Origin of the sequence: Hippea jasoniae (genome assembly GCF_000744435.1) — a bacterium.
In the GTDB taxonomy this organism is placed as follows: Bacteria; Campylobacterota_A; Desulfurellia; order Desulfurellales; family Hippeaceae; genus Hippea; species Hippea jasoniae.
The window spans coordinates 99,475-111,345 of sequence record NZ_JQLX01000015.1 but is presented as its reverse complement, the minus strand read 5'-3'; the positions used below and the strand labels follow the sequence as shown (position 1 = coordinate 111,345).

The following is an 11,871-nucleotide window of genomic DNA, read 5'->3' as shown; positions in this document are numbered from 1 at the left end:
GTGGTTGGAAGAATAATTAAAAAAACAGGCAATTCAACGGTTATATTTGCAAACGGCAGACTCTTTAGCCTCCCGTTTGTTTCAAAGCACAACACTGGCGATATAATTGATTCAAACGACAACCTGCTTAACAATTGCCTCAATACAAAACCGCTTAACATCTTAAAAAAGGCTCATGAGTATTATACAAAAAAATTTAGATTTCTAAAGTCTATCAGGGACTTTTTTACAAAAGAGGGCTTTATAGAGGTTTTTACACCAAAGTTAAAAGAAAATATTATCACAGAGCCAAATATAAACTACATAAAAACAGCAAATGGCATACTTGCGCCATCACCAGAGGTTGAGATAAAAAAACTTCTAAGTCTGGGATTTGATAAAATTTTTGAGCTTTGCTGGGTTTATAGAGATGATATGAAAGATAACCTGCATAAACAGGAATTCTTGATGCTTGAATTCTATGAGGTTTTAAGCAAGCCTTATGAAATTATTAATCTTTTAATAAAACTAATCAAGCATATTTCAGATAAATCTTTTAAAGAAAGATACAATTTAGACACAGTTGAGTATATCGAATACAAAGAGGCTTTTAAAAGATTTGCCAGTTTGGATACAGACAAAACAGACTTAGAAAAACTAAAGATTGAATTTAATATAGAGGGTGATGTATCAATTGATGAGATTTTAGATCTGATTTTTGGCCTAAAAGTGGAAAAACAACTGGGCAAAACCCACCCCATGGTTATTTATAACTTTCCAGCAAGTAGGGCTTCGCTTGCAAAGGTTATAGACAACAAAACCCAGCGGTTTGAGTTTTATTTAGGCGGTGTTGAGCTTGCAAACTGCTATTTAGAACAGATCGATGCAAAAGCAATAGAGGAAAGGTTTTGTTGCGATGAGGTGTTTTTTAAAGCAATGGAGTTTGGTCTGCCGCCTTTAAGCGGTATTGCTGTGGGCGTTGAGCGATTGTTTATGGTTTTAGAGAGGTTTGATGGTATCCTTGAGGAGTGGATATGGCAAAACTTTTGATAAAAATATCAATAAGTGCCATCTTAATAGCCTTTATATTGACAAAAATAGATATCTCTCAACTACAAAAGATGATGTTAAAAATAGGTATATTTCATTTTGTCGTTATGGTTGTGCTCTTGATTTTTGCTCAGTTTATAAGCAGCATCAGGTGGTCTAAAGTGATAAAATCGATAGGTAAAACGGTTGATATGTTGACATTATTTAAACTCTACATGATGGGGATGTTCGCAAATCTTTTTCTGCCTGGCATTATTGGTGGTGATGTTTTAAAAGCCTATCTTTTATCGAAAAAAATCGGCTGGCAGAAATCTATATCATCGATTTTTCTTGAGCGATACAACGGCCTTGTGGCTTTGCTGTTGCTTTCTTTTGCAAGTGCTGTTATCTCTGAAAAACTGCTTGGCTTAAAGATTGCAGCAGCTATTGCATCTGTTAGTATCGCTGCCATTGTTGCTGTTTTTCTGCTTAAATTTATCAAACACACAAAGGTGCAAAACTTTTACAAAGATATCGTAATATTCCACAAAAGTAGAGAGTTTTTTTCAGTATTTATACTTTCGTTTGTTGTTCAGCTAATCTCTGTAGGGCTTTACATCTATGTAGCAGTCAGATTCGGCTATCATATAAATATCGCCTACTTTTTTGCCTTTATACCAATTATCACTTTAATTAGTTTTATTCCTATTTCATTTAACGGCATAGGTGTTAGAGAGTTTTCTTTCATATATTTTTTTAGATTTGCTCATCTAAACGCTACCGAGGCTGTGAGTTTGAGTTTGGCTGTATTTTTTGTGGGTGTTGCTGCAAGCTTAATTGGAGGATTGTTTTACTTAAATGAAAAAGGCATTCTTAAAGAGGCTAAATCAATTCATAGATAAGTTTAAGCTTATATCCTGTTGTGAAAGGATAGGGGTAGCCGTATCTGGAGGTCCAGATTCTGTATTTTTGTTAAATCTACTCAACGCCATAAAAGAAAACTACAAAATAGAATTGGCTGTTTTGCATTTCAACCACAGATTGAGAAAAGAGGCCTATGCAGAGGCAAATTTTGTTGAAGATCTTGCAAATTCACTTAATATAGAATTTTTGGCTGGCAGTTTTGATGTTGGCGAGTTTGCACGCCTAAATAAGTTATCTACAGAGGAGGCAGCAAGAAAAAAAAGATATGAATTTTTCAAAGAGGCAAAAAAGAAGCTAAAGCTTGATAGAATAGCAACGGGGCATACAAAAGACGACCTTGTTGAAACATTTTTTATGAATCTGTTGCGTGGTGCCACCATTGAGGGTTTAACATCACTAAAACCCAGATATTCCATTTTCATTAGACCGATTCTAACTTTCTCAAAAAATGAGATTGTTGAATATTTAAAACAAAATAACATAAAATTTGTTATAGACAGCAGCAACTTTGATACAAAATACACAAGAAACAGGATCAGGCATGAGTTGATAGAGCAACTAAAAACCTTTAACCCCAACCTTGTAGATACGATTTTTAACAACTATCTTGTTATGCTTTCGCAGGCAAAAATTATTGATGAGCTAACAACCATAAACATTGCTAAACATGTAAGGTTTTATAGCGATTACTGCTTGATTGATGTAAAAAATATAAAAAATCCCGCACTTATTGGCTCAATAATTAAAGAAGCGATAAAAAAACTCCTAAACAACCACTACTCCTTAAGCAGCATAAATATAAATAGAATCGTTGATGAGGTTGTATTTAGACACAAAACCGTACATCTAAGAAAACTCTTAACTGCATCGACCAAAGACGGTGTTGTAAAAATAAAAAAGCTATGACTGCAAAAGAAGCACTGCAGTTTGCAATATCTCAGCTAAAACAAGCCAATATAGCCACATACCACATCGATGCTTTAATAATAACAAAAATCGCTCTATCGATCAGTGAGGTAAAACTTTTAACCTATCCAGAGATAAAGCTCACAGATGAGCAGAAAAAACAACTATTTAATCTGATTGAAAAAAGAAAAAAATTCTACCCGATGGCTTACATAACAAAGCATAAGGAATTTTACGGTTTTGATTTCTATGTAGATGAAAGAGTACTTATTCCGCGGCCAGAAACAGAATTATTGGTTGAGGAAACAATAAAAATAGCTAAGACTCTGCCAAATCCCATCATAGTTGATGTTGGTACAGGCAGTGGTTGTATAGCAATTACACTTTCAAGGTTGCTTGGTATTCATGTAATCGGTCTGGATATTTCAAAAGATGCAATTGATGTGGCAAAAATCAACAAAAACAGATTAGAGGCAAAGGTTTCTTTTGCTGTAGGCGATAAACTAACAGCGATAAAAAGAGCCGATATTGTTGTTTCAAACCCTCCATACATTACAAAACAGGAATATGAGAAATTATCAAAAGATGTTAAGTTTGAGCCACGGTTAGCCTTAATCGATAAAAACCCCAATCAATTTTTAAAAGAACTGATAGAGCAGGCAAAAAACAAAACTCATTACTTAATAGTTGAACTTGGCTACAATCAATCCGATTTTGTAAGGAGTTTTAAAGAGTGCATCACTATAAAGAGGGATTTAAATGGTATAGAAAGGGTGGCTATTTTTAATTTTGATCGTTGAAGTCAACACTAACCCTGAAAATCTCTGTAGCCTTACCCGTTTGAGTATCAAATCTTACAACCACACCCTGCATTTTAAGATTTGTTTTGCAAACCTTTAGTCTGTTGTTTAAACCCGTTAAAAATCGCTCAACAGGCTCTTCATAAGAAAACCCCAACACACCATCATGACAACCTGTCATTCCCGCATCGCTAATATAGGCGCATCCTTTGGGTAAAATCCTCTCATCTGCTGTTTGAACATGGGTGTGTGTGCCAACAACGGCAGAATAAACACCGTCAAGATACCATCCAAGCGCCTCTTTTTCACTTGTTGCCTCTGCATGGAAATCGACGATTTTGATTTTTATATCATTAAACTCCTCTGCAAGCATCTTCAGCCTGAAAAACGGATTCTCACTTGGATTCATAAATATTCTACCAATTGCATTGGCAACAAGCACCTTAGCGCCTTTAATATCAACCACCTTAAAACCAACACCCGGCACATTGCAGCAGAAATTGATGGGTCTTATAAGCTTAACCATATTGTCGATTTCTGGCAGTATATCATCCCTATCCCATGTATGGTTGCCCATGGTGATAACATCGGCGTACTTTTCGATTTCACGATAAATTTTTGGGGTAATACCAAAACCATCGGCAGCGTTTTCGCCATTTACAACAACAAAATCAGCCCCCACAGAGGCTTTCGTCTGCTCTATGAGGGCTTTAAATGCTTTTCTGCCATACTTTCCTACAATATCGCCTATAAAAAGCATGCTAATTTGCATACTCAATCGCCCTGTTTTCCCTTATAACGACAACCTTTACCTGACCTGTGTATGTAATCTTTTCTGTTATATCCTTAACAATATCCCTTGCAAGCATAAAGCTTTTGTCATCGTCAAGCATTGTGGGTTCAACAATAACCCTGAGCTCTCTACCTGCCTGAATAGCGTATGCCTCTTTAACACCCTCTTTGGATTTTGCAATACCCTCAAGCTCCTCAAGCCTTTGTATATAGCTTTCTAACCTCTCCCTTCTTGCGCCAGGTCTTGCAGCAGATAGGGTATCTGCAATTGAAACAAGAACGCTTTCTGGACAGTTGGGTTCAATCTCACCATGATGGGACATAATAGCATTGATCACATATTCATTTTCGCCGTATTTCTTGGCTAAATCTGCGCCAAGTTTTGTATGAGAGCCTTCCACCTCTTGATCCAGTGCTTTTCCTATATCGTGCAACAGGCCCGCCCTCTTTGCCAGTTTCACATCCAATCCCAGCTCTGCAGCCATCAATCCGCTTAAATACGCCACCTCCACAGAGTGGGCAAGAACATTTTGAGTATAGCTTGTTCTGTACTTCAACAAACCTAAATACTTTATAAGCTCTGGATGCAGATTACCTATATCTAAATCAAATACAACCTTTTTAGCCTCTTCTTCTGCCTCTTGATACAGTTCCTGTTTAACACTCTCAACGGTTTCCTCTATCCTTGCTGGATGGATCCTGCCATCACTGACCAACCTCTCCAACGCTATGCGGGCTATTTCTCGCCTTAGCGGGTTAAAGCTTGAGATTACAACAACCTCTGGTGTATCATCGATTATTAAATCTGTGCCTGTTTCCTTCTCAAAAGATCTAATATTTCTACCTTCTCTACCGATTATCCTTCCCTTCATCTCATCATTTGGCAGGGTTACGGTGGCAACAGTCCTTTCTGCAACATAGCTGCTTGCGATTTTTTCCATGGCCGTTGTTATAATATCCTGAGACAGTCTTCTTGCCTCGCTTTTGAGTTCCTCTTCGATTTTCTTAATCTTACCAGCTGCCTCTCTTTTTGCCTCCTCTTCAATACTTTTTACAAGTTCATCTTTAGCCTGCTGCTTTGTCATGCCGCTTATCTGCTCAAGTTTTTCCTCCTGCTTTCTAATCAGCTCATCAACCTGCTGCATCTTTGTTTCAAGCTCTTTTTCTATGGCTGCTATATCTTCCTGTTTCTTATTGATCAGCTCCACTTTTTCATCAAGATATGCCTGTCTTTTTTCTAAGTTATTCTCTTTTGCCTGAAGCCTTTTTTCCCACTTCTGCAGTTCTTTTTTAGATTCTCTTTCTTCTGCCTCAATCTCATTCCTTGCCTTGATCAAAAACTCTTTAGCCTCGATCTGGGCAGCCTTAATAATATTTTCCTTTTCCTTTTCAGCATCTTTGATGATATCCTCAGCTTTCTGCCTGGCATACTCTTTTTTCTTAACAAAAAACTGATGGTAACCGAATATACCAACTAAAGCTCCTAACATAACAGACAATACAACTATCAATACAACTTCAACTGTTCCCATTTTCCCTTCTCCTTAATTTACAATATATTGTCCTTCTTTCACTTATAATCACATCAACAGGCACATCATGAGGTTTTTTTAAAAAACTCTTCTCAATACAGCAATCGAATGCAACACCAACCTTAAAAACCCTTAAACCCTTCAAAAATCTGTCGTAATATCCACCACCGTAACCCAGCCTATAGCCCCTATAGTCAAATCCAACAGCTGGCACAACTACAGCATCAATCTCTTTTCTCAAAACCCTTCTTTTGAAAGCAAAAGGTTCAAGAATGCCTTTTGAAGACCTCTTCAATACACCTTTGTAAAATTCCATATAACCCTTTGATATAATTTTTGGAAAACACAGAGAGGAAAAATCAAAAAAAAGATTGGGGTCTGGCTCGTTGTTGTAGGCAGAAAAAGAGGCAATACAAGAACTTTTCTTTAATAAATCAAAAACTTTTCTGGATATTATGAGGCTTTTATGTTTAATAAACGATCTATTTAATGCCCCCCTCTTCTTTAAAAGGGCGGCTCTTTTTTGTTTTTTATCCAACGCTGTCCTCTTTGCCAGAGGCAAAATTTATTTATTAAAACCCCGGGGACACCGTGTGTGATCTTCTTCCTAGAACCTAACAACGATAGGTGGGAGCCCTGGGTGTGCAAGCAGTGTGTCCTCCCACTGAGGCGGAGGCATGCCTGCTATGCACCCCAAGCCAGCCCCCCATTGTTAGGTGTTGGCTCTAAGGAAAAAAGCCCATCACGCATGCCCCAGGGTCTTATTGGCTTAAGGCCCTGGAATATAGAGATGTCCGTAAGGTCGTGTCGATTTTGGCACAACTTTTACGAACTCCTCTTCCATAATCATATTATAATCAATTTTAAACAAATTGCAAAATTCTTTAACCTCTGAAGCTATTTTTTTCATCTCACTCTCGTCTGGCTCAACTACAACAGCTTCACTCCACAAAAGATGCTTATCAACGCCGCCTCTTATAAATATTTTACCACCGTGCATGCCCGTGGCAAGATAAACTCCAGATATTGGTTTGTTTTTTTTCTTTGTCAATCCAAGCAAAATCAAAGTGCCACCTGCCATATACTCACCCATAAACGCACCAGAGCAACCCCCGATTACAACAGTGGGGTTCATCTGCTTATAGGCTTTCATATGTATGCATGCCCTGTAGCCCACATCCTTTTCAACAAAGATCTTTCCACCCCTCATGCTGTATGCCAATACATCACCTGCGCTGCCGTATACAACAATTCTTCCGCCGTTCATCGTATTGCCCACACCGTCTTGAGCATCGTCATTAACAATAATCGTTGGGCCGTTCATAAATGCACCAAGGTCGTTACCCGGCACACCGTTTATCGTTATCTTCACATCCTTATCATCAAGACCGCAACCTATATAATATTGACCACAAACATCATTTAACACTATATCTTTTTGGTGATTTTTGATTGCTTCCCTGATTTTTTCATTCAGATTTTTATAGTAAACACCCTTTGCATCAATTTCATACATAGCTCCTCTCCTTACTGCCGTAAACCTTTTCGTAGGCCTCATCCGTTAACATAGCTATCACTGGCTCTCCAGCCTTTGGCATATAGATCTCATCAAGATCCCGTGCAACAAACCTGATTGCTGACTCCTCACTAGCCATATACACACTTGAGCCTTTTTTTGCCACAACAAGCGGTCTTAATTTTATTCTATCGTTTAAACCAAACATACCACCCTTAAAACCCACAATAATAGAAAACGGTCCGTTGAGCATTGCACCGCCATAAACCATTCTTAAGGTTTTGTAGAGCTCTTTTTCTTCTTCATCCATCAATTCAATCTCACTCCACAGCGGCGGTGCAAAGATCTTGGCAACAATATTCAACGGTAGATTGTGCTTTCTAACAAGCAGATCCAATAGATATGCCACAACCTCTGTATCGGTTTTTTGAGTACACTTATATCCAAACATCTCAAGGTATCGCTTATTAGCTCCGTATGATGAAATCTCACCGTTATGCACAACGCTAAAGCCAAGCAGTGAAAACGGATGAGCTCCACCCCACCAGCCGGGCGTATTGGTTGGAAACCTGTTATGCGCAGTCCAGCAGAAAGCCTTATATTCATCCACCCTGAAAAAGTTGGCTATCTCATCAGGAAAACCTACACCTTTAAACACACCCATATTTCTACCACTTGAGATAACAAAGGCACCATCTATATTTTCATTTATAAACATTACAAGCTTAAATATAAACTCATCAGCCTCCTCAAGCCTGAACTCCTCACTCTCTGCTTTGGTGCTCTGCTCCCTTGGCTGAACAAAATATACGAAAAACATGGGTCTTTTCTTTTTTATGGGTCTTGTGGGCATACCTCCATGCTGCTCTATATGCACCTTCCGCTCTAAATACTCCTCTGTGTTTTTCCTTGCTATCTCATCATCATACATTATGTGTAAAGCGTAAAACTCTTTAAAGTCAGGATAGATTCCATACGCTGCAAATCCTGCACCAAGACCGTTTCCTCTATCCCTCATAAGTGTTATTGCATCAACAATATCTTTACCAGAGATCCTTTCTCCGTCGGTATTGATATAGCCCGCTATACCACAACCCGATATATCCTTAACAAGTTCCATATCAACCACCCGCTACTTTATTTTTCTATCCAGCCTTAGAACCCTGAAGGCTTTATTAAAATACTTCCATCCAAAATCGCTATTCAAAAAGGTATCCTTAATCCAGGAAACATCGAATCTATTTTTAATCATCCAGTGAAACATTCCCGCCTTTTCGATATTACCAACAAGAATCATACCCTTTAGTCTGTTGTCTTCATCTATTAAGAATTTTCTATACTCTCCATCTTTTTTAATTTTCAATACCTCAAGCTCATCTGAGTCAACTATACCCATAGAGATAAAGCTTACGTCTCCAATCGAGATAGAATTCGAAGCAAAGCCACCCCGATACTTTACACCCAAAGAAAGCATGTTCAATCCTGCTATCCTGCCCTGAGCAGCTGCAAGCGGCAAAATAGGTATCGGTCTTTTCTGACCCAAAACAAGGTCATAGGCTTCGGCAACATCTCCTGCTGCAAAGATATCCTCATTGCTTGTTTGCATAAAGTCGTTTACAACCACACCCCTATTCACCTCAAGGTTTGCATCCTTTGCAAGCTGGGCATTGGGTGCAACACCAACGGCTACAATACATCCATCGGCATCTATGGTTTTACCACTTTTTAGTTTTACGCTTTTAACCCTTTTGTCGCCATCAACAGCAACAACAGAGTCGTTTAAAATAAGCTCAACGCCTAATTTTTTAAGTTCTTTATGGATCAAGTTAGCTGCCTCATCATCCAGGACAGGAAACAAAACCCTTCTTGCAAGCTCAACAAGCACAACCTTTTTACCTTTTTTGGCAAGTTTCTCTGCTATTTTACTGCCTATAAGGCCAGCTCCTACCACAACAACCCTATTAATATTCTTCAAATCTTTTCTAAGCTTATCTGCAGCTTTGATATTTGTAAGTGTATGAACACCTTCAAGCTCAAGCCCGTCTATCGGTGGCTTAACCGGATTGCCACCAACAGCAAGCAACAGTTTGTCGTACTCTATCTTCTGTGCATTATCAAGTTTAACAGCCTTTTGTTTGGGTAGAATCTTTACAACCCTTTTGCCCAGAATCGTTTCTACCTTAAATTCTTCATAAAACTTCTGTCGCCTGTAGTAAAATCGCTCCTCTGATCTTGAAACCTCTCCAATAACTAAATTGGGTAGCAGTGGATGGGAATAAGCTCTGTAGTTCTCATCCGATATAACAGTTATGGATGAAATCTTATCCTTTTCTCTAATAGCCTCTATGGCATTTATTGCGGCTACCGAATTTCCCACTATTACGATTCTCATCTCTTTCCCCTTACAGTTCTTCATAGGTTAATGCTTCGTTTGGACATGCCTCAACGCAGGCAGGAATCTCCCTATCGGGACACAAATCACACTTTGTTGATAAGCCAAACACCTCTCTGCGTGTATCCCTTTTTATTACCCCGTAGGGGCAGGCCATTATACACATCCAGCATCCCACACAGGTATCGGGGTTCACAACCACATAACCCCTTTCATCCCTATGCATGGAGCCGTTCTGGCAGGCCTCTATACAGGGGGCATCATCGCAATGTCTACACATTACAGACAGCGAAACAGGGTAGTTAAATTCAACACTACAGCGTGCAATCGGTCTTTCTTCTCTCTTAAAAGCCTTGATTATATCTTTTGATTGAGAATGCTCAACGATACATGCAACCTCACAAAGATGACAATATACACAGTTATCTTCCTTTATTTTTACGACTTTCATCGATAAATCTCCTTACTCTCCAGCTGGCAGTATGCCAAGAATTTGAAGCTCCCTTTCTGTTAATCCAACACCTCTAAGATTCAATCTATTGCCTCGCAGGGATTCAATTGAATTTATGCCCATCGCTCCCAATGTTTCTTTTATTTCTAAAGCCCACACCTCTAAGAGATTGATGAGCCTTTTGCTTGCTATGTCAGGATTCACCCTCTTTGAAAGATGGGGATCCTGCGTTGATATACCCCAGGCGCATTTGCCTGTATGGCATTGCTGGCACATTGTGCAACCTATCGCAACAAGAGCCGCTGTTCCTATATAGACAGCATCAGCACCCAAAGCTATGGCTTTAACCACATCCATGGAGTTTCTTATACCGCCACCTGCAACAATCGAAACATCCTGCCTGATACCTTCCTGCCTCAATCTTTCATCGACAACAGCAAGCGCTATCTCTATAGGCAAACCCACATTATCTCTAATCACCTGAGGGGATGCTCCTGTGCCACCCTTAAATCCATCAAGCACAATAATATCTGCACCAGCTCTTGCTATACCACTTGCTATGGCTGCAACATTGTGAACGGCTGCTATTTTAACGGCTACAGGTTTTTTGTACTCCGTTGCCTCTTTTAAAGCAAAAATCAGCTGTCTTAAATCCTCTATCGAGTAAACATCATGGTGTGGCGCAGGGGAAATAGCATCAGAACCCTGCGGCATCATACGGGTTTCAGAGATCGTTTCAGAAACCTTCTCGCCCGGCAGATGACCACCAATACCGGGCTTTGCTCCCTGCCCGATCTTAATCTCTATGGCACTACCCACATCTAAGTAATCCTTATGAACACCAAATCGCCCACTTGCAACCTGAACAATAATATTACCTTTGAATTTATAATGGTCTTTGTTTAAACCACCCTCTCCTGAGTTGTAGTATGTACCCATAGCCTTGGCTGCCCTACCCAAGGCCTCAATAACATTATAACTTAAAGCACCATAACTCATGGCAGCAAACATTATTGGCACTTCAAGCTCAAGCTGGGGTGTAATTTGTGTTTTTAGAGCGCCATCACTTATATGCAAAGCCGAAGGTTTTCTGCCAAGAAATGTCTTTAACTCCATAGGCTCCCTTAGTGGATCGATCGATGGATTTGTAACCTGAGAAGCATTCAGTAAAATATGGTCAAAATAGATGGGATAAGGCCTATCGTTCCCCATCGAAACAACAGGCGTGCCACCAAACATAGCTCTCTTTTTTAAGCTATCTATATGCCCGCTCCAGTTGTGGTTGTAGCGATATGTTGGATCTGCTCTTTTTACGGTTATAGCCTCTGTTGGACATATTGCTGCACATCTGTTGCAGCCTACACAGTTTGCATTCCAGTTCCAGACCCTATCTTCATCTTCATCATAGAATGTTGCATCAAATGAACACTGCTCAACACAAGCCTTACATCGAATACATCTATAATCATCCCTGACAACTACAAAAGAGGGCGGTATATAGTCCCGTAGATTTTTCATCCATTTCACTTCTCTCCTCCTAAAAAAGCTTT

12 protein-coding genes and 1 other RNA gene are annotated in these 11,871 nt (G+C 39.3%); 4 read left to right on the top strand and 9 right to left on the bottom strand.

Annotation, left to right across the window (positions count from 1 at the left end; genetic code table 11):
- The 4 genes from EK17_RS07555 to prmC are packed head-to-tail and all read left to right on the top strand — an operon-like array spanning nt 1 to nt 3,638.
- Entirely contained in the window at nt 1-1,029 is a 1,029-nt protein-coding gene (locus EK17_RS07555; RefSeq protein ID WP_198018174.1) for an amino acid--tRNA ligase-related protein, read from the top strand.
- Nucleotides 1,014-1,910, top strand: a complete 897-nt coding sequence (locus EK17_RS07550) for a lysylphosphatidylglycerol synthase transmembrane domain-containing protein (RefSeq protein WP_035589278.1) — start codon at nt 1,014-1,016, stop codon at nt 1,908-1,910. The genes EK17_RS07555 and EK17_RS07550 overlap by 16 nt, the downstream gene beginning before the upstream one ends.
- The gene (tilS, locus tag EK17_RS09125) at nt 1,867-2,838 is read left to right on the top strand and encodes a tRNA lysidine(34) synthetase TilS (protein ID WP_051904514.1); all 972 of its coding nucleotides are present in this window, start codon (nt 1,867-1,869) and stop codon (nt 2,836-2,838) included. Before EK17_RS07550 ends, tilS begins: the two co-directional genes overlap by 44 nt.
- Complete coding sequence (gene prmC / locus EK17_RS07540) at nt 2,835-3,638, top strand: peptide chain release factor N(5)-glutamine methyltransferase (protein ID WP_035589277.1); 804 nt, start codon at nt 2,835-2,837, stop codon at nt 3,636-3,638. The genes tilS and prmC overlap by 4 nt, the downstream gene beginning before the upstream one ends.
- Here prmC and EK17_RS07535 read toward each other — a convergent pair.
- The 9 genes from EK17_RS07535 to EK17_RS07500 all read right to left on the bottom strand — a co-directional run bounded on the left by EK17_RS07535 (nt 3,622) and on the right by EK17_RS07500 (nt 11,839).
- Entirely contained in the window at nt 3,622-4,410 is a 789-nt protein-coding gene (locus tag EK17_RS07535; RefSeq protein ID WP_051904513.1) for a TIGR00282 family metallophosphoesterase, read from the bottom strand. The two genes, prmC and EK17_RS07535, sit on opposite strands and share 17 nt — an antisense overlap.
- Nucleotides 4,400-5,962 (bottom strand): ribonuclease Y, encoded by a 1,563-nt coding sequence (rny, locus tag EK17_RS07530; RefSeq protein ID WP_035589275.1) that lies wholly within the window; start codon nt 5,960-5,962, stop codon nt 4,400-4,402. The genes EK17_RS07535 and rny overlap by 11 nt, the downstream gene beginning before the upstream one ends.
- Nucleotides 5,949-6,500 (bottom strand): 5-formyltetrahydrofolate cyclo-ligase, encoded by a 552-nt coding sequence (locus EK17_RS09120; RefSeq protein ID WP_051904512.1) that lies wholly within the window; start codon nt 6,498-6,500, stop codon nt 5,949-5,951. Before EK17_RS09120 ends, rny begins: the two co-directional genes overlap by 14 nt.
- Before the next feature lie 35 nt (nt 6,501-6,535).
- Nucleotides 6,536-6,725: non-coding RNA, 6S RNA (ssrS, locus tag EK17_RS09295), on the bottom strand.
- A gap of 6 nt (nt 6,726-6,731) precedes the next feature.
- Complete coding sequence (locus tag EK17_RS07520; protein ID WP_035589272.1) at nt 6,732-7,478, bottom strand: GltB/FmdC/FwdC-like GXGXG domain-containing protein; 747 nt, start codon at nt 7,476-7,478, stop codon at nt 6,732-6,734.
- Nucleotides 7,471-8,598 carry a class II glutamine amidotransferase gene (locus EK17_RS07515; protein WP_035589269.1) on the bottom strand — a complete coding sequence of 376 codons (1,128 nt, stop codon included), beginning with the start codon at nt 8,596-8,598 and terminating at the stop codon, nt 7,471-7,473. The genes EK17_RS07520 and EK17_RS07515 overlap by 8 nt, the downstream gene beginning before the upstream one ends.
- Nucleotides 8,599-8,610: 12 nt before the next feature.
- Nucleotides 8,611-9,870 carry an NAD(P)/FAD-dependent oxidoreductase gene (locus EK17_RS07510; protein ID WP_035589266.1) on the bottom strand — a complete coding sequence of 420 codons (1,260 nt, stop codon included), beginning with the start codon at nt 9,868-9,870 and terminating at the stop codon, nt 8,611-8,613.
- A gap of 10 nt (nt 9,871-9,880) precedes the next feature.
- Nucleotides 9,881-10,321 carry a 4Fe-4S dicluster domain-containing protein gene (locus EK17_RS07505; protein WP_035589264.1) on the bottom strand — a complete coding sequence of 147 codons (441 nt, stop codon included), beginning with the start codon at nt 10,319-10,321 and terminating at the stop codon, nt 9,881-9,883.
- Between the two features lie 12 nt (nt 10,322-10,333).
- Entirely contained in the window at nt 10,334-11,839 is a 1,506-nt protein-coding gene (locus tag EK17_RS07500; protein ID WP_035589262.1) for a glutamate synthase-related protein, read from the bottom strand.
- Nucleotides 11,840-11,871: the final 32 nt, after the last annotated feature.

What these genes read in the sequence shown, in the direction of transcription:
- EK17_RS07550 (WP_035589278.1), top strand. Translation starts at nt 1,014, where the DNA reads ATGGCAAAACTTTTGATAAAAATATCAATAAGTGCCATCTTAATAGCC.
- tilS (WP_051904514.1), top strand. Translation starts at nt 1,867, where the DNA reads ATGAAAAAGGCATTCTTAAAGAGGCTAAATCAATTCATAGATAAGTTT.
- prmC (WP_035589277.1), top strand. Translation starts at nt 2,835, where the DNA reads ATGACTGCAAAAGAAGCACTGCAGTTTGCAATATCTCAGCTAAAACAA.
- EK17_RS07535 (WP_051904513.1), bottom strand. Translation starts at nt 4,410, where the DNA reads ATGCAAATTAGCATGCTTTTTATAGGCGATATTGTAGGAAAGTATGGC.
- rny (WP_035589275.1), bottom strand. Translation starts at nt 5,962, where the DNA reads ATGGGAACAGTTGAAGTTGTATTGATAGTTGTATTGTCTGTTATGTTA.
- EK17_RS07520 (WP_035589272.1), bottom strand. Translation starts at nt 7,478, where the DNA reads ATGTATGAAATTGATGCAAAGGGTGTTTACTATAAAAATCTGAATGAA.
- EK17_RS07515 (WP_035589269.1), bottom strand. Translation starts at nt 8,598, where the DNA reads ATGGAACTTGTTAAGGATATATCGGGTTGTGGTATAGCGGGCTATATC.
- EK17_RS07510 (WP_035589266.1), bottom strand. Translation starts at nt 9,870, where the DNA reads ATGAGAATCGTAATAGTGGGAAATTCGGTAGCCGCAATAAATGCCATA.
- EK17_RS07505 (WP_035589264.1), bottom strand. Translation starts at nt 10,321, where the DNA reads ATGAAAGTCGTAAAAATAAAGGAAGATAACTGTGTATATTGTCATCTT.
- EK17_RS07500 (WP_035589262.1), bottom strand. Translation starts at nt 11,839, where the DNA reads ATGAAAAATCTACGGGACTATATACCGCCCTCTTTTGTAGTTGTCAGG.